At 61.3% G+C, this 17,045-nt stretch carries 19 protein-coding genes, 1 tRNA gene and 1 pseudogene; 5 read left to right on the top strand and 16 right to left on the bottom strand.

Going from position 1 to position 17,045, the window contains the following annotated elements; translation table 11 throughout:
• Positions 1 to 158 precede the first annotated feature (158 nt).
• The 3 genes from HKD24_RS13235 (at position 159) to HKD24_RS13245 (ending at position 1,731) form a co-directional block, all read left to right on the top strand.
• A complete protein-coding gene (locus HKD24_RS13235) occupies positions 159 to 332 on the top strand; it encodes a hypothetical protein (RefSeq protein WP_228124412.1) in 174 nt (57 codons plus the stop codon).
• A gap of 87 nt (positions 333 to 419) precedes the next feature.
• Positions 420 to 1,055, top strand: a complete 636-nt coding sequence (locus HKD24_RS13240; protein ID WP_194260704.1) for a hypothetical protein — start codon at positions 420 to 422, stop codon at positions 1,053 to 1,055.
• Positions 1,056 to 1,389: 334 nt separating this feature from the next.
• A complete protein-coding gene (locus HKD24_RS13245) occupies positions 1,390 to 1,731 on the top strand; it encodes a hypothetical protein (protein ID WP_194260705.1) in 342 nt (113 codons plus the stop codon).
• 8 nt (positions 1,732 to 1,739) lie between these two features.
• Here HKD24_RS13245 and HKD24_RS13250 read toward each other — a convergent pair whose 3' ends face one another.
• The 7 genes from HKD24_RS13250 to HKD24_RS13280 form a co-directional block, all read right to left on the bottom strand.
• Positions 1,740 to 2,849, bottom strand: coding sequence for an integrase (locus HKD24_RS13250; RefSeq protein WP_194260706.1), 1,110 nt, complete (start codon positions 2,847 to 2,849; stop codon positions 1,740 to 1,742).
• A gap of 143 nt (positions 2,850 to 2,992) precedes the next feature.
• Positions 2,993 to 3,068 (bottom strand) — tRNA-Glu (locus HKD24_RS13255).
• 41 nt (positions 3,069 to 3,109) lie between these two features.
• Positions 3,110 to 4,909, bottom strand: coding sequence for a single-stranded-DNA-specific exonuclease RecJ (gene recJ, locus HKD24_RS13260; RefSeq protein ID WP_194260707.1), 1,800 nt, complete (start codon positions 4,907 to 4,909; stop codon positions 3,110 to 3,112).
• A gap of 10 nt (positions 4,910 to 4,919) precedes the next feature.
• On the bottom strand, positions 4,920 to 5,921 hold the full coding sequence (gene glpX / locus HKD24_RS13265; protein ID WP_194260708.1) for a class II fructose-bisphosphatase: 1,002 nt from the start codon (positions 5,919 to 5,921) through the stop codon (positions 4,920 to 4,922).
• Complete coding sequence (locus tag HKD24_RS13270; protein ID WP_194260709.1) at positions 5,918 to 7,207, bottom strand: homoserine dehydrogenase; 1,290 nt, start codon at positions 7,205 to 7,207, stop codon at positions 5,918 to 5,920. The genes glpX and HKD24_RS13270 overlap by 4 nt, the downstream gene beginning before the upstream one ends.
• Positions 7,204 to 8,430, bottom strand: a complete 1,227-nt coding sequence (locus HKD24_RS13275; RefSeq protein WP_194260710.1) for an LL-diaminopimelate aminotransferase — start codon at positions 8,428 to 8,430, stop codon at positions 7,204 to 7,206. The genes HKD24_RS13270 and HKD24_RS13275 overlap by 4 nt, the downstream gene beginning before the upstream one ends.
• A 119-nt stretch (positions 8,431 to 8,549) precedes the next feature.
• On the bottom strand, positions 8,550 to 9,593 hold the full coding sequence (locus HKD24_RS13280; protein ID WP_194260711.1) for an OmpA family protein: 1,044 nt from the start codon (positions 9,591 to 9,593) through the stop codon (positions 8,550 to 8,552).
• 177 nt (positions 9,594 to 9,770) lie between these two features.
• Between HKD24_RS13280 and HKD24_RS13285 the strand changes: the two genes are divergently transcribed.
• Both HKD24_RS13285 and HKD24_RS13290 read left to right on the top strand, forming a co-directional pair.
• The gene (locus tag HKD24_RS13285; RefSeq protein ID WP_194260712.1) at positions 9,771 to 10,448 is read left to right on the top strand and encodes an ATP-dependent Clp protease proteolytic subunit; all 678 of its coding nucleotides are present in this window, start codon (positions 9,771 to 9,773) and stop codon (positions 10,446 to 10,448) included.
• 56 nt (positions 10,449 to 10,504) lie between these two features.
• Positions 10,505 to 11,479: a ferritin family protein gene (locus tag HKD24_RS13290; protein WP_194260713.1), complete on the top strand. Its 975-nt coding sequence runs from the start codon at positions 10,505 to 10,507 to the stop codon at positions 11,477 to 11,479.
• 63 nt (positions 11,480 to 11,542) lie between these two features.
• On the opposite strand, the gene recA is transcribed toward HKD24_RS13290, so the two are convergent.
• From recA to HKD24_RS13335, 9 genes and pseudogenes are all read right to left on the bottom strand, one after another.
• Positions 11,543 to 12,580 (bottom strand): recombinase RecA, encoded by a 1,038-nt coding sequence (gene recA, locus HKD24_RS13295; RefSeq protein ID WP_062508417.1) that lies wholly within the window; start codon positions 12,578 to 12,580, stop codon positions 11,543 to 11,545.
• A gap of 204 nt (positions 12,581 to 12,784) precedes the next feature.
• A complete protein-coding gene (locus HKD24_RS13300) occupies positions 12,785 to 13,861 on the bottom strand; it encodes an EscU/YscU/HrcU family type III secretion system export apparatus switch protein (protein ID WP_194260714.1) in 1,077 nt (358 codons plus the stop codon).
• 3 nt (positions 13,862 to 13,864) lie between these two features.
• Positions 13,865 to 14,719, bottom strand: a complete 855-nt coding sequence (locus HKD24_RS13305; protein ID WP_194260715.1) for a flagellar biosynthetic protein FliR — start codon at positions 14,717 to 14,719, stop codon at positions 13,865 to 13,867.
• A gap of 76 nt (positions 14,720 to 14,795) precedes the next feature.
• Complete coding sequence (locus HKD24_RS13310; protein WP_062508422.1) at positions 14,796 to 15,068, bottom strand: flagellar biosynthetic protein FliQ; 273 nt, start codon at positions 15,066 to 15,068, stop codon at positions 14,796 to 14,798.
• A gap of 2 nt (positions 15,069 to 15,070) precedes the next feature.
• A complete protein-coding gene (gene fliE, locus HKD24_RS13315) occupies positions 15,071 to 15,418 on the bottom strand; it encodes a flagellar hook-basal body complex protein FliE (RefSeq protein WP_194260716.1) in 348 nt (115 codons plus the stop codon).
• Positions 15,419 to 15,423: 5 nt separating this feature from the next.
• Positions 15,424 to 15,831, bottom strand: a complete 408-nt coding sequence (gene flgC, locus HKD24_RS13320; RefSeq protein ID WP_011253054.1) for a flagellar basal body rod protein FlgC — start codon at positions 15,829 to 15,831, stop codon at positions 15,424 to 15,426.
• Positions 15,832 to 15,843: 12 nt separating this feature from the next.
• Complete coding sequence (locus HKD24_RS13325; protein WP_011253055.1) at positions 15,844 to 16,236, bottom strand: flagellar basal body rod protein FlgB; 393 nt, start codon at positions 16,234 to 16,236, stop codon at positions 15,844 to 15,846.
• A gap of 126 nt (positions 16,237 to 16,362) precedes the next feature.
• Complete coding sequence (locus tag HKD24_RS13330) at positions 16,363 to 16,899, bottom strand: DUF4357 domain-containing protein (protein WP_228124413.1); 537 nt, start codon at positions 16,897 to 16,899, stop codon at positions 16,363 to 16,365.
• Positions 16,900 to 16,944: 45 nt separating this feature from the next.
• Positions 16,945 to 17,045: pseudogene (locus HKD24_RS13335) on the bottom strand (IS5-like element ISMex42 family transposase); the annotation flags it as partial.

Genomic DNA, 17,045 nt, shown 5'->3' on the forward strand with positions numbered 1-17,045 from the left:
GCTTTGAGGTCTCACACCCTAAATTCCCCAAAGGATTTTGTTCTTTTCCGATCAGGTATCGGTTTTTTGCGTGTGGGTGCCTCGTCCCGAAATACTTCCAAACGAGAATATCAATGTCAGATCATACAACTACTTCTTCCGCAGTGGAGGCGGATCTTATGCAGCTGGTTGCTTTGCACGGGTTGCTCGACTTTGCCCTGAGTCAGTCGCTTGCTGGCAACGCGGACGATCGCATCATGGAGGGCGTCGTCATTCTGACTCGCATGATTGGACGCAAGGTCCGATGCGTGACCAGCAAAATCCTGGATGGCGAAGGCTCCGGCTGCGATTAACGCTCTCCATCCTCCCCCACACCCGTTTCTTCCCTCAACAGGCGCGATCATGCCGCGCCTGTTTTCATTCCTTCAGGAAAATAAATAATGTCTCGTTTCTCAGACGATGCCACGCCCTCCCGTTTTCACCCCACCGAAGCTGATCTGATCGCCTATCGGGACCTGGCCCGTGCTCTTGGTGCTCCACCGAGCGAGGCCATCTGCCGGTATCTCGGCCCGGCGGGCCAGCATCTGGTGTTCATCGGTGAGTCCGGTCAGCGCGACTGGGCCCGCGTCGATACGCAGGCAAGGGCTCGCTGGCCTGATCTGCCGCCGACAGGAAAGATCGCGTCCAACGGCAAGACACTGGAATCCCTTCCCGAACGTGTCGTTTACCAGATCCTTGAGTCCTTGAAGCACGAGGATATGGAAATTGATCTCCATCAGCCGATCATGGCTGATCTCGGAGCGGAGAAGGCAGACCTGACATTGCGCAGGAGAAGTTCTGCCTGCTTTATCGAGGTTATCGGTTCTTGTGGACCCAACCGCATTACCCGGAACGACCACGAGTTGCGGGGGCTGGAGCGGTTTGAGCGGCGCGAAGCCTTTTACCGTCGAGTTGGGATCACCCCTGTCTGTATCTTTCTCGATCTTTTGGCGCGTCCGGAAGACCTGAAGGCACTCTGCCAGTCTCTGGTGGACCGGATCGCTGACGACGGGCGTGACAAAGAGATGTCGCTCTAAGAAGGACCGATGTCTGAGGCGTGGGATGACCGGAACTGGAGCTCCCGCGCCAGGAATGGTAGCGCAAGACATCAGTTTTGGTATCCGGCGAGGAACCGAACGGTGTCAAAAATCGCGAAAAAACCGTCTTGCTGTTTCAGGAATGTCTCATACCCTGATTTTAACAGGGAGACTGGCGCATGATTCGAGGCTCAAGCCCCGAGCATCGAGTGAAGTCAGCTTCCCTTCATGGAGGTTGTGACAATGTCCGGAACAACAGCGGATGACGGAGATCTGAAAGCACTGCCTCGCCGGATCCGATGTTCAATCGGTTTCCCAAAACCGGAGCATCATCATGTCAGCGGCTAAAAGAAAAACTGTCGCAATAGAGCCTCGTGGGTCGTTACGTTACGCGGCTGCTGCGGCGTATATCGGCATCGCTGAAGGAACGTTGCGGAACCAGCATGAGGCGTTGGGAATCCGGTCGTTAAAAATTGGCCGGGTCCGGTGTTTTCGTATAGAGGATCTGGATGATTTTATTGCGAGGAAGATTCTGGAAACAGAGAGAAAGCAGCTCCGGAAAAAGCGGCGGGGGCGCGGGGAGAGTTTGCTCTTCAGTCCGGATTTCAGTTTCTGGATTGTGATCGCAGCACTATTGCTTGTGGCTCTGATCAGGCTGTCATTTCTGACAGCCTGACGGAAACGCTATTCTTTATTGAAAGAATTAAGCTTTTCATATGCGATTGCTTTCGCGGCCAGATCTTCCGTATGGGGCTGGTAGTACCTGTCCAGAGACTTGATATCCTTGTGACCCGTCACGCGGCGAAGTTCGAGCGGGTTCGTGTAAATCTTTGCGAGACGGCTCGTCGCTTCATGGCGAAGGTCATGAAACGTGAGATCCCTGAGACCTGCTTTCTTCGTCATCCGCCCGAACCGGACGGAGAAAGCGTCCTTGCTGCCAATGTCAAAGACGAGATCGCCCGGCCGGGCGGATTTGCGTTGTGCCTGAAGGGCCCGCAGCAGGCGGGTCGCACCGGGTGTCAGCGGACGGATTTCCGGACCACGTTCGATGGCACGATGCATCGTCTTCGTTTTTTCCAAGGATAAAGCGTGACGATCAAAATCGACGTCACGCCAACGGAGTGTCAGGGCTTCCTCCCGTCGGGTGCCTTGTTCAATGGCGAATTGGACGAAGGTTACATCATCAGGCCAGGGCGATGTTGCCATGGCTTCCAGCAGGCGGTCGTATTCATCGCCAATGAGACGGCGATTGCGCTTCTTGTCTGCGCCAGCGGGCCGCTTGACTGCCGTTGCGGCAGCCGGGTTTTTTGAAAAGGGCAGGTCCCACTCCGCGATCGCATGCTGGCAGATCGCGGCCAACAGGTTGAGCCGTTTGACGACCGTCGCGGCGCTATATTTCTCAGCCAGCCGGTCCCGAAAGCCACGAACTGCCGTCGGGGTCAGATCGACCAGTGGCAGCTGTGCAATCTCGTCCTGAAGAATGGAGGGGATGTGACCCTTGCGGTCGTTGTCCCGTGTCTGCATTTCTTCACGCACATAGCGGTCGACCAGTTCATGGACGGTCTGACGCTCCAGCGGACGCGTATCCTGAAACTGCCCGAGTTCGAGTTTGGCAGCGGTCGTATCCAGCCAGCGTCGAGCCAGTTTGGCTGACGAGAAGGTCTGGTGGATTCTCTCGCCGCCGGCGATGCGCTTGCGGGCCCGATACTGGCCTTTGCCGCGATACTCCACTCCTGCCGGGAGGGGACGGCCTGTCGCAGGATCGATTTTAGCAGAAGTGATTCGGTCTTTCATGGTGAGCCTCGCCTGGGCCCAGCATAGCCTTTTCATGGGCCCATTGGGACCATGTGCTTATCGTCTTTTTTGGCGATGGGCCCAAGGTGGGCCCAAAAGCAGTCAATCATTCCATGACCAAAACTCTAAGTCATTGGAAAGATTGGCGTCCCGTACGGGATTCGAACCCGTGTTGCCGCCGTGAAAGGGCGGTGTCCTAGGCCTCTAGACGAACGGGACTGGAGGCGTGAGCGGGTGTATAGGGGCGGCTCCTGCGTCCGTCAAGCGGGGGCAGCGTCAGAAATGAAAAAAGACAGATTTTTTCTCTCTTGCCATGTCTCGGCCCGCAACGTGCCTGCGACATGCACCAGTGGCATGGAGCGGTCTTCCAACAGAGCGGCGAAGGGTTTGTCCGCTGCACGGAAGACCAGGCCGCGCAGGCGTGTGCCTCCGTCCTCGCCTTGCAGGATGACGCGCAGGGTGTTGCCGTCCTTGCCGATACGCTCGCTTTTGACGCAGCGGACATTGCTGATGGCGAGGACAGGCTCCTCGTTGCCGGGGCCGAAGGGTTCCAGCCGGGCGAGCTGGTCAGCGACCGCGATGGAGGCGCCGACCAGGGTCATGATGCCGTCGAGCTTCAGGGCGTCCTGTTTGGGGAGGATGAGGGCGCCGGAGAGCTGTGTGTCGAGCCAGTTGTGGAATTCGTCGGCACGATCGGCAGAAAGCGAGAAGCCGGCGGCCATGGCGTGGCCGCCACCGGTGAGGAGCAGGCCGTTCTGGCGGGCGGCGATGATGGCGGTTCCGAGATCCAGTCCGGGCACGGAGCGGGCCGAGCCCTTGATGACGCCATCCGTCAGGGCGGCGACGAGGGCAGGACGGTTGTAGCGCTCCTTCAGGCGGCCTGCGACGATGCCGACAACGCCGGGATGCCATGTTTCACCATGCAGGAAAATGACGGCGTGGCCCGCATCGAGCTGCTGCTGGGCCTGCTCCATGGCAGAATCGAGGATTGTGGATTCGACGGTCTGGCGCTGGCGGTTGACGCGGTCGAGCTGCTCGGCGAGGGCGCGGGCTTCCACGACATCGTCAGACAGCAGGAGTTTCAGGCCCAGATCGGCCTGTGCGATGCGGCCACCGGCATTGATGCGCGGGCCGAGGGCAAAGCCGCAGGCCATGGCGCTGGCTTCTTCCTTCACGCCTGCGACGGAAGAAAGCGTGGCCAGCCCGAGACGCTCGCCGCGGGACATGACGCGCAGGCCCTGCATGACCAGCGCGCGGTTCAGGCCGGTCAGGGGCATGACGTCGCAGATGGTGGCCAGTGCCGTGAGGTCGAGGCGTTTGAGCAGGTCGGGAATGACCTGACCTTCGTCGAACCAATTGGTGCGGCGCAGGTGGCGGATCGTGGCGACCATGGTGAGGAAGGCGACGGCCGTGGCGCAGATGCTGCCCAGACCGGACGTGCAGTCCAGACGGTTCGGGTTGACCACGATGCCTTTCGGCAGGGCCGCGCCGTCGGGTTTGTGGTGATCGAGGACGATGATATCAGCGCGGTCGGTCAGGCCGTTAAGGATGTCAATCGCTGCCGTGCCGCAGTCGATGCAGACCAGAAGGGTGGCGCCCTGGGAGAGCAGGTTCTCAAGGGCTGCGGTGTTGGGGCCGTAGCCTTCGGTCAGGCGGTCGGGGATGTGGGTGCTGACGGTGCAACCGAGTTCGCGCAGCGTGTCGCAGACAAGGGCGGTTCCGCAGGCGCCGTCCACGTCGTAGTCACCGAACAGGCCAACATGCTCACGATTGCGCACGGCCTGTGCGAGACGTTCGGCAGCCTGATCCATGTCCTGCAGGCAGGACGGGTCGGGCATGGCGTCGCGCAGGCGTGGATTGAGAAAGGAGGAGGCGTCGTGTGATGCGACGCCTCGTGCCGAGAGGATACGGGCCAGAAGTTCAGGAATGCCGGCCTGCTGGGCCAGACCGAGAGCCAAGCGGTTGTCAGCTTCCGCCAGGCGGGGATCCCGCCAGATCCAGCGGCGGTGTCCTGCACTTCGGGTTACGCCGAGGACGGCACCCGTATCATCTGCGAGCATGGTTCTCCGTTCAGGAAGCGGCTTTTGCCTTCGGTTTGAAGGTATGGTGGCTTTCTATATAGCGCACCGTGCCGGATTTTGAACGCATGACGATGGAATGGGTGCGGGCCCGGGTCGGGCTCGGACGTTCCACGCCCTTCAGGAGCGGGCCGGAGGTGACGCCTGTTGCGGAGAACAGGACGTGGCCGGACGCCATGTCGTGCAGGAAAAGCTTGCGGGCCGGGTCGAGGCCATTGGCCATTTCGCGGGCACGCTCGCGCTGGGTGTCATCTTCAAACAGAAGGCGGCCCTGCATCTGGCCTTCCATGCAGCGAATGGCTGCGGCGGCCAGAACGCCTTCGGGAGCACCACCAGAACCGGCATAAAGATCCACGCCACTGCCGTCGATACAGGTGGCGATGGCCGCTGCCACGTCACCGTCGCTCAGGAGCATGACGCGCGCGCCGGCTTCGCGGGCATGGGCGATCATCTCTTCATGTCTTTCGCGGTCAAGTGCGCAGAGAACCATGTCCGAGACATTGCGCTTCTTGGCCTTGGCCAGCGAACGGAGGTTGTTGCCGATCGAGGCATCCAGATCCACCACGCCTTCGGGCAGGTCGGGGCCTACGACAATCTTTTCCATGTAAATGTCAGGCGCGTGGAGGAACTTGCCGCGTTCGGCGAGAGCCACGACCGTCAGGGCGTTGGGCAGGCTTTTGGCGCACAGATTGGTGCCTTCGAGCGGATCGACCGCGATGTCCATGGCCGGGCCGCCGGAGCCGACTTTCTCACCGATATAGAGCATCGGTGCTTCGTCCATCTCGCCTTCGCCGATGGTGACGACGCCATCGATGGCGACGGTGTCGAATGCAGCGCGCATGGCCTGCACGGCGGCGCCGTCGGCTTCGTTCTTCTGGCCGCGGCCGGTCCAGTGGGCGGAGGCGATCGCGGCTGCTTCCGTTACACGGACGAGCTCGAGAGCAAGATTGCGGTCAGTGACGCGGTACGGGAGAACATTCTGAGGGTCGATCACGCAAGGGGATCCTCGATTTTGAGCACCAGTGGCTTTCCTGTCACGACAGGAAGAGCTGCAAGCGCTGTGGCAGCTGCATGGATGGCCTTTTCAGGAACCTGATGGGTTACGATCGCCAGGTCAGCACATCCTGTTGCAGCATCATGCTGGGAAACAAAGTGAACAGAGACATCATGGTCCCGAAGAACCGATGTCAGGTCAGCCATTACGCCCGAACGGTCCTGAACGTTCACACGTAAATAAAATGCACTGTTCAAATCAGCGAGATTCGCGCAGGTGATGGGGCCCGGAACGGACTGCGTGCCCCAGACGGGAATGGCGCTCCCACGGGCCAGATCGATCAGATCGGCGACCACGGCGCTGGCGGTCGGGCCTTCGCCGGCACCGCGACCGGAAATGGTCATGGGACCGCTGAACACGCCCTGTGTGGAGACGGCGTTGAACACGCCTTCGACGGCGGCGATGGGAGCACTGGCCGGGACGAGGCATGGACGCACCCAGGCGGCGACGGTGCCGTTTTCAGCCTGCCGGGCCATGCCGAGCAGTTTGATGCGGTATCCGAGCTGGTCGGCGAATTTCAGATCGGTCGCCGTGATGTCGCGGATGCCCTGAACGGACAGGGTGTCGAACGCGACGGGTTGGAAAGCCAGACCGGCGAGGATGGCCAGCTTATGCGCCGTGTCCCAGCCATCCACGTCCGTTGAAGGTTCGGCTTCGGCATAGCCCTTGGCCTGCGCTTCGGTCAGGACGTCCGTGAAGTCCCGGCCCGTGGCGCGCATTTCGGTCAGGATGTAGTTGCAGGTGCCGTTCAGGATGCCGCCGACGCTGAGCAGACGATCGGCCGCCAGTCCTTCGCGGACGAGCTTGATGGCGGGGATGCCACCCGCCACGGCTGCCTCGAACAGGAGGGGGGCATTCTTTTCGGAGGACAGGCGGCTGAGACGGTCGCCATGCAAAGCCACGAGTGCCTTGTTGGCGGTCACGACCGGCAGGCCGCGTTCGAGCGCGGTGCGCACCATGTCGCGTGCCGGGCCTTCGGAGCCGCCGATGAGTTCGACGGCGACGTCAATCTCCGGGTCCTGCGCCACGGCGGTGGCGCTGTCGTGCCAGCGCATGGCGGACAGGTCCACGCCGCGGTCGCGGGTACGGTCCCGGGCCGTGATGGCCACGACTTCGATCGGCCGGCCGGCCCGGGCGGTAATCATGTCAGCGTTCTCACGCAGGAGACGAATGACACCGATCCCGACAGTCCCGAGTCCAGCCAGTCCGATCCGCAGTGGTTTCACGATGATGCAGCTCCAAGAAGATCAGCGGTTCCGGCCCCGGCGCCGTGCCGGGACATGAAGCCCTTGATGGCCCGCGTCGCCTGACGCAGCCGCTGGGTGTTTTCGACAAGTCCGATCCGGACAAAGCCCTCGCCGTATTCCCCGAATCCGAGGCCGGGCGCAACCGCAACTCCTGCTTCCATGAGAAGCAGCTTGGAGAAGGCGACGCTGCCCATTTCGGCGAAAGCGGGCGGGATGGGGGCCCAGGCGAACATCGAGCCTGCCGGTGCGGGGACGTCCCATCCTGCGCTCTGAAGGCCGCGCAGCAGCACGTCGCGGCGGTCCTTGTACATGGCGCGGATTTCGGAAACGTAGTCCTGCGGGCCGTTCAGGGCGGCGACGGATGCGACCTGGATCGGGGTGAACGCGCCGTAATCCAGATAGGACTTGATGCGCGTCAGGGCCTGGATCAGGCGCGGGTTGCCAACCGCAAAGCCCATGCGCCAGCCTGCCATGGAATAAGTCTTGGACATGGACGTGAACTCGACGGCCACGTCCTTTGCGCCCGGAACGGCGAGAAGGGACGGGGGCGGTTCATTCTCGTTGAAATAGATTTCCGCGTAAGCCAGATCGGACAGGATCCAGATCTCTTCCCGACGCGCGAAGGCCACCAGCTCCTTGTAGAAATCAAGGTTCGCGACAAAGGCCGTCGGGTTGGACGGGAAGTTGACGATCAGGGCCGTCGGCTTGGGGACCGAGTGCCGGACGGCACGCTCGAGGGCGCGGAGCATATCTTCGTCCGGCGTGGCCGGGATCGAACGGACGGAGGCGCCGGCGATAATGAAGCCGAACTGGTGGATCGGGTAGGACGGGTTCGGGACCAGGATCGTGTCGCCGGGGCTCGTGATGGCAGCGGCCAGATTGGCCAGGCCTTCCTTGGAGCCGAGGGTCGCGATGATTTCGGTTTCCGGGTCCAGCGAGACGTTGAACCGGCGCTCGTAATAATTCGCCATGGCCTTGCGCAGGCCCGGGATGCCACGGCTGACGGAATAGCCATGCGCGCGCGGATTGCCGACTGTCTCGATCAGTTTCTGCACGACGTGAGCCGGGGGCGCACTGTCGGGGTTGCCCATGCCCAGATCGATGATGTCGTCACCGGCGGCTCGCGCGGCGGCCTTGGCCTTGTTCACTTCAGCGAACACATAGGGCGGCAGGCGGCGGATGCGGTGGAACTCTTCGGTCATGACCAGCTCTGGGACAGAGGGTGAAAGGGAGCAGCGACGATAGACAGGTTTTTTCAGGAGTGGAACAGCCTGACTGTGCCTGATTTCACAATGTCATTTTCCGGCCATTTTCCCCCGCGTCAGCCTCCGACCGTGACACGGACGCCGTCGCCGATGGCTTCGGCCTTGAGGATGATCGCGGAGGCAGGCACGCCGCGCTCGATCAGGGCGCGGGCCACGACCCGGGCGCGGAGCAGGCCGAGCGCAATCTCCCGATTCTGGTCCGCAGGGGCGAGGGCTGCGTCTGCGCTCATGAAGGCGCCGAAGCCTCGGATGGTCAGGTGCTGGTTCCCGCGCAGGGAAATGATGTGCTGGTAATCGCCCTGCGGGTTGCCGGCGACGTGATCGGTTGCCGGCTGAAAGCGGATCAGCGTGCCTTCGGGCGTGGAGGTGTCGATGTCCGGACGGATAGGGTCGCTGACCATGGCGTCACGCGGAAGATCGAAACCGGGGAACTGCGGCGGGGGCGGAGGCAGGTCACCGATCTGCGGGAACTCGCCCGGCGGGGTCGGGGGGATCGATTTTGCAACCACGGGCGGAAGCTCGGCTTCCGGTACCGGTGGCGGGGCGGCAGGTTTCTTCGCGGGAGCGGGTTTGGTGGCCGGTGCTGGTGTGGGCGCTGGTGCAGGGGCCGCAGCCGGTGTCGTGGTGGGCGCGGTTGGGAGGTTCGGAGCCGGGTGGACGGCAGACGGGGATTCCGGAGCCGGAGTTTCGGGCTGTCCGACTGCGGTCATGGTCATGCCGCTCTGTTCGGTATCCGCCGTCGTCGCAGGCGTTGCCGGGGCCGGTTTGGGCGGCGGGGGAATAGTCGGCAGGGCGCCCTGTGCCGCGCTTTCGCGCTGGGCCAGATTGCGCTGGGCTTCGAGCTGGGTTGTCAGCGACAGCCGGGCCTCGGGAGTGGGGAGATCCGGAGCCTTTGTCGGTGTGCGGCCAACATGGGGATAGCGCAGGTTTTCGCCCGGCGGCGGGGCACGCAGCTTGGCGATCTCGCCGCCTTCAAAACCGTGCCACCAGCCGGTTACGGTGTCGGTCATGTCCTGATGCTGGCAGCCCGCCAGCAGTGGTGCGGTCATCAGCACGAGAAAGGGAATTTTTCCCGCAGTCCTGCGTGTTGCCGCTGTCATGGGCTGCCTGCTGTTCCCTGGGACCACTGTGCCGTTCCTGCCGTCTTTAGAATGTCGAAACGCGGCGGAGCCTAGCGGTTCGTGACAGGGATGGCGAGAGTTCCTGTCAGGCCTGATCGGAAGCCCGGTCCGAAGGAGGACTTGGCACCGACGAAAACGAGGCGCAGGATAGGGGGTATGAAGATGCATGCTGGATCTGGAGACGATATGGATATCACCAGAATGACCCCGACCCGCCTGGACGACGAGCCGGATGCTCCGGAGCCCGAAACCCGGGAAGACGACAACAAGACGCTGAACAGCCCGATCAGCGAGCTTGAAGGCCGTCTGTTCGATCAGCGGAAAGTTCTGATTTTCGGCGGTATCAACGACAAGATCGCCCGCGACGTCACAGGCCGCCTGTTGGCACTGGCCGGGACGTCCGACAAGCCGATCGATGTGTATGTGAACTCGCCGGGCGGTCATGTGGAGAGTGGCGATACCATCCATGACATGATCCGCTTTGTGGATTCGATCGCGCCGATCAACATGATCGGTACCGGCTGGGTCGCTTCTGCCGGTGCGCTGATCTATGCCGCCGGCCGCCCGGAGCGGCGTGTCTGCCTGCCGAACACGCGCTTCCTGCTGCATCAGCCGATGGGTGGCGTGCGTGGTCCGGCAACGGATATCGACATCGAGGCCCGCGAGATCATCAAGATGCGCGAGCGTCTGAACCGGATCTTCGCGAAGGAAACCGGGCAGCCTTATGAAAAGGTCGCCAAGGATACGGACCGGAACTACTGGATGTCGGCCAATGAAGCCATTGCCTATGGCCTCGTGAACCGCATCATCCACTCGGCAACCGAACTCAAGTAAAAACTACAAGCTCCAAGGGGCACGGCGTGCCTTTCCGGCACGCCGCGAACACAGTCATGAAAAGTCTGGCCGAAATCTATTCCCATCTTCCCGACGCACCGTCGGAGAAGACGCTCGAGCGCGTTGATTACGAAGCGCGCCACTGGAGCAGCCCGATCCAGGGACCGCTCAAGCCCGGTACGGAAGAGCACAAACGGGCCGTCGCCGCGATGTTCCGTGATACGTTCAATCCGTACAAGCCATCCGTGATCGACTGGCCGAAGCTGGATCCGGAGACGCTGCATCGCATCACGTCGCTGCCGATCTGGGATATTGCGGTCCAGACCGAGGGCAAGGCCCGTCTGCGCATGGCCGCCTATGCGGACATGATCACCGACCCGGACATGAAGGATGCGCTGTCGCGCAATGCCTGGGAAGAGAACCGGCACAAGGAAGTCCTGACCAAGCTGGTCGAGGCTTACAACATCCCGATGGCGCCGGAGCCTCCGTATGTCACGCCGAAGGATACGGAATGGGCGTATCTGGTCACGGGTTTCTCGGAATGTGTGGACAGCTTTTTTGCATTCGGTCTGTTCGCGCTGGCCGAACGCGCCGGGCTGTTCCCGCAGGAACTGATCGAGACGTTCGAGCCGGTCATGCAGGAAGAGTGCCGCCATATCCTGCTTTTTGCGAACTGGCTGGCCTGGCACCGGGCGACCATGCCGTTCTGGAAGCGGCCGTGGTTCGAACTGCGTGTGATCGGGGTCTGGCTGTTCCTGGCCTATGAGCGCATGGGGCTGGCCCGCTCGATTGACGAGAACGGGAAAGAGCACACCCAGGACAACAATTTCACGGTCACGGGTGCCAAAGATATGACGACGATGGACATCAGTCTTCCGGACCTGATGCAGCTCTGTCTGGACGAGGATGACCGCCGGTTCTCCGGCTATGACCCGCGCCTGCTGCGGCCGACGACGACGCCGGCAATTGCGCGTGCGATTATCAAGGGTGCAAAACTCTGGGATCGTGTCCGGAGCAAGATCGCCGCCTGAGCGACCTTCTCCACGAAAGTTACACGGCATAAAAAAGGGCTCCTTCCGGAGCCCTTTTTCATTTCAGTCTTCCGGGTTGCCGTCTGCGTCGGGCTCCGGATCCGTCATCAGGGCGTCGGAAAGGACACCGGCTTCTGCCCGGATACGACGCTCGATCTCGGAGGCCATCTCCGGATGCTCGCGCAGGAACTGCTTGGCGTTTTCACGGCCCTGTCCGATGCGCTGGCTGTCGAAGGAGAACCATGCGCCGGATTTCTCGACGATGTTGCCCTTCACGCCCAGATCGAGCAGTTCGCCCATCTTGCTGATGCCTTCGCCGTACATGATGTCGAACTCGACCTGACGGAACGGAGGCGCCATCTTGTTCTTCACGACCTTGACGCGGGTCTGGTTGCCGACGACCTCGTCCTTGTCCTTGATGGACCCGATGCGACGGATGTCGAGGCGGATGGACGAGTAGAACTTCAGCGCGTTACCGCCCGTCGTCGTTTCCGGATTGCCGAACATCACGCCGATCTTCATGCGGATCTGGTTCAGGAAGATCACGAGCGTGTTGGAGCGTGAGACAGTTCCCGTGAGCTTGCGCAGGGCCTGGCTCATGAGACGGGCATGCAGACCGACATGGCTGTCGCCCATATCGCCTTCAAGTTCGGCGCGGGGAACGAGGGCTGCCACGGAGTCTACGACTAGCACATCAACGGCACCGGAGCGGACCAGCGTGTCAGCAATTTCCAGAGCCTGTTCGCCGGCATCGGGCTGGCTGAGCAGGAGGTCGTCGATATTGACGCCCAGCTTGCGGGCATAACCGGGGTCGAGCGCATGTTCGGCATCGACGAAGGCCACGGTGCCGCCCTTCTTCTGCGCTTCGGCCAGAACATGCAGGGCAAGAGTGGTCTTGCCCGAGCTTTCCGGACCATAGATCTCCACGATACGACCGCGCGGCAGGCCGCCGATCCCGAGAGCGATATCCAACCCGATGGAGCCGGTGGAAATCACATTGGCTTCCACTTTCGGACGCTGGCCCATGCGCATGATCGAGCCCTTGCCGAAGGCGCGCTCGATCTGGCTGAGTGCGCCTTCAAGCGCCTTGGTCTTGTCCATTCAATCCTCGCAATAGGTTGGGGCTGGCGTTTACAGGATACGATAGACCGGGCGGCCATTCTCGCAAAGAGCCGTGATTTCTGCGGCTGCCAGCGTTCCATGTTCACAAATGTTCTTGTGGCAGACATATCATGTCTGCCCCCGGTCACGCCAAGGGGGAGGAAGGCTTTGGAGGAAGATTTTTTCCTGCGGGCGCACCCCTGCTTATTTCAGAGGTGCAGAACGGTTGGCAGGCCGTTTGAGTTTCCAGACATAGGCGATGATTGCTGCGACAACCTTGAAATGTTCGGCTGGGATTTCACTGTCGAGCGGGAGTGTGAAGAGCGCGCGGGCCAGGGGCGGGTTGGCAACGATCGGGATGCGGTTGTCCTGTGCGATCTCCCTGATCCGGGCTGCGACATCGTCCATGCCTTTGGCCACGATTTTTGGCGCGCCGCCACCTCCACGTTCATAGACAAGGGCGACGGCATAGTGCGTCGGGTTGGTCACGACGACCGTTGAGGTTTTGACGGCGTCCATCATGCGCTGTCTGGCCGCTTTGGCGCGCAGGGCTTTCTGACGGCCTTTGACGTGTGGGTCGCCTTCCGTGTTTTTGTATTCGTCCTTGAGGTCTTCGCGGCTCATTTTCAGTTTGGAGATGTGGCGGAAGCGCATCCAGAAAATGTCGGCTCCTGCGGTAACCAACTGGGCTCCGATCATGGCGGCGGCAGCCCGGAAGCCCAGATCCGCCATCATTTTCAGAAGGGGACCGGGTTCCAGTCCGACCATACGTGCCGCTGTGGGAATAGCGTTTCTGGAGATGTTCCACAGGATGACGGCGAAGACGGCGAATTTTGCGAGGGCCTTAAACGTGTCCGGCAGTGTTCCGCCGCCTGCAATGCGTTTGAAGCCCGCGAGCGGGGAGACGCGCTCGAGTTTCGGCATCAGCGAACCGGGATGGATGAGGAAGCCGGTCTGCAGGAAGCCTGCGGCGAGGCAGAAGACGGCAACGGTTGCGGCGATCGGGACGGCCAGGGACAGGCCGGCCTCAATAGCGTGATTCGTGCTGTTGAGCAGGCCGCCCTGTGCCATCGGGACCGTGCCTGCATTGGCCATGAGGGCCCGCATGCTGTGGACGAAATCAGCCACAAGATAGGGTAGGAGCATGAAGATCCCGGCAAAGCCGCCGAGAAGTGCCACGAAGCTCATGGCCTCACGAGACATGACGATCTGGCCGTCATCACGCGCTTTCTGGAGCCGTTGGGCTGACGGGGCTTCTGTCTTGTCGTCGGAATCAGACATCGTTCAGAGGCCGGGCAGGGCGCGAAGAACATCGAAAGCCTGTCCCCGCCAGACGGCGATCATGGTGCTGAGGGTCAACCCGAGAAGGGCAATGCCGCCCAAAAGCTGAAGGGGGCTTGCGGCATTGTAGATCTGAAGCGTGGGCAGCAGTCGCGTCATGATGCCGAGCATGCCCTGCCAGACGAGTGACAAGATCAGGAAGGGCGCGCTGAGCTCCAGTCCGAGGGCGAAGCTGTGCTCCGTAAGCTGGATGATGCCCTGGGCGGAGTCCCCCAGCAGGTTCCAGTGGGCGTGACTGGCGGTGAGCAGAAGTGCGCCGCCCGGCGGGATGATGCTGTAGCTGCCAAGGATTGCGCGGATGGGAAGAATATACGCGCCGGTGACGAGAAGCACGAGGGGTGCCAGCAGGTTCAGGAAGCGGGCCGGGGCGGAGCTGCCCGAACCGAGATCGGGATCCGGCTGGAGCACGCTGGAAATGCCCATGCAGACTGCGATGATCTGGCCGGCGATCGGCAAAGCCATGCAGATTAATCGGGCCATCCAGCCGATCAGGACACCTGCGAAGAGTTCAACGGCGATCATCCCACCCAGTGCAACGGGAGCGAGGGTGTCGAGATGCGCCTGCATCATTAAAGGCGCGACAAGCGGAAGCAGCAGGGCGGTCAGGGTGATGGCGCATCCGGCGCGGATCATCATGGGCATGGACTGCTCGCCAAGGCCCGGCATGACCATGACAACCGCGCCGGTGCGGGAGAGGACCAGAACGAAAGCCAGGGCCCAGATGCTCAGGGCCGGACCACTGAGGTCCAGACCCGACAGGGTGGATGCTCCAGCAGTACCCGCAAGACCGGTGTTCACCGGGAAGCGCCTTTCAGGTTGGATTGTCTGAGCACGGACACGTTGGCAAACTCCGGATTTAAGCGGCAGCGTGGTTTCAGGTCGTGCCGACGAGGATCAGCTGATCGAAGAGGTGCCGGGTGAAGCCGACGAGTGTGGCCGTCATGAAGGAACCGGCCATGACCATGACGGCTCCGATGGCCAGAACCTTCGGGACGAAGGACAATGTGGCCTCGTTGAGCTGGGTGACGGCCTGCACGAGCGAGACCAGAAGGCCGACCCCGAGCGCAGTCAGGAGGGCGGGAGCACTCAGCTTGAGAGCGACGAGGAAGGTCTGCTCCAGAATGGCGCCGAGATCGATGGCCTGCATGGTCAGATCGTCATTTTCATCACGTCCTGATATGCCTGGACCATGCGGTCGCGGATCACGGTCGTGGTCTGGAGAGCAAGCTGGGCATTGGAGACCGCGGTGACGATCTGCGTCATGTCACCGCCACCTGTCAGGCCCTGTGCGGCCTTGGCTTCGGCATCATGGCCGCCGTCGATGACGCTTCCGATGGACTGGGACAGGACGGAGCCGAAATCCGTGCCGGAGTTGCTGCCGCTGGTCGAGGCGGAGGAGCGGATGCCGTCATCGACGTCATCCGTGACGTCCTGAAGGCGGCTCTGGAGGCTCTGGACGGCGTAGGCATTGTGGGCCTGGGAGAGGGATGTGAGCATCAGGGTTATTTCAGAAGGTCAAGCGTGCGGGACAGCATGGTCCGGGTGCTTGAAAGGGCGTTGAGGTTGGCTTCGTAGGAGCGTTCGGCTTCACGCATGTCCATCATCTCGGTCATGGAATCCACGTTGGAAACCTTGACGTAGCCACGTTCATCAGCGGCCGGATGCGAGGGATCATAGCGTGTATCGAAGTCCGACATGTCCTGTCCGACATTCTGGACATCCACGGTCGAGGCGCCCGTTTCGTCGTCTACATGTTCGGCGAAGGTGATGGTCTTGCGGCGATAGGGATCCGCGCCGGGCTGGGAGCCGGTCGTATCCTGATTGGCGAGGTTTTCCGCGACGATACGCAGGCGCTGGGCCTGTGCGTCCATGCCGCTTGCGGAAATGCCGATGGTGGTGGACAGGTTCATCCGTCAGGCTCCTTACTTGCCGAGTGCCGTCTGGAACATGCTCAGGTATTTCGAATAGACGTTCACGGCGAGATGCTGCTGGTCGTTCACGTCCGCGACCTGTTCCATCTGCTGGTCCAGGGAAACCTGATTACCGTCCAGGGACTGTTCGGATGTGGTTTCGATGGTGTGGGTGCCTGAGGCGTTGTAACCGATATGACCGGGTTGGGTGACGGTGGGCGTGATGTCGAATTCACTCATCGCCGCCTCGAAAGGAGAGACGTCCTTAGCTTGGTAGTCCGGTGTATCGGAGTTGGCGATGTTACCAGCCAGCACCTGCTGGCGCGCCTGAAGCCAGTTCATGCGGTCACGGCCCAGAGAAAAAAGGTCGGTGCCGCCTGCGCTGGTTGGGTCGATGTTACGCATCGAGACAGTCTCCATCATGCAGGTGCCGGAAAAATCCCGGCGAAGCGCATGATGGCGTGAAATCTTTAATAAATGGTTGCCTGAGCCGTCGATTCTGCTGCGGGGGCAGGGAGTGAGGGGAGTTCGTCAGGTCTCGCAGTCGTTATCGTGTGCAGAGCCTTCCATGGCTTTTTGGAGAGTACACCTGGAACGGTCTTTCCACTCGGTCCATCCGTTGGCTGAGCGTCCCAAAAGGGCAATAGCCGCAGGGCTTGGGGCTTTAAATAGTGCATCACGGGTAAAATAGATGCGGTCACCTTCAATGCGCAGAAGGCCCTGGTCCAACATGACCTGTCGTTTCTGAGCATAGTTATGCGGAAGAAAAGTGCTGGTGACAGCGCGACCATAAGAGCCGGCCAGTACAACTAGGCCCTCTTCCGTATACTGGGCGCGTCCGTCAACGCCGGAGGTGCGGCAATAGAATTCGAAGGGAGCGGCCTGTTTTTGTGAAGCGGGAACGGCTTCTGGCGTCTGTAGTGTGACGACAGGGTCTCGGACAAGAAGTTCGAAAATCGGGTATCCCAGAGTTGTCAGCAGGATATTGATCGTTTCGAAAACTTCACGGCACTCTGCCTCTGACGCGGGAAGGGTGTGGGGTCTTGTTCCACCTGTGCCGTTGTCCATTTCAAAGCGCTGTTCCTGTATAGCGCGACTAAGGGCTAGGGCCTGTTAGCACTTGATCCAGTCTGCAGCAGCAGCGATGTGTATGACGGCAAGGAATGACGCCGCTGTTTTTTCGTATCTGGTCGCGACTGCACGCCACTCCTTGA

The sequence above is a fragment of the Gluconobacter vitians genome (assembly GCF_015244565.1).
Taxonomy (GTDB): domain Bacteria; phylum Pseudomonadota; class Alphaproteobacteria; order Acetobacterales; family Acetobacteraceae; genus Gluconobacter; species Gluconobacter vitians.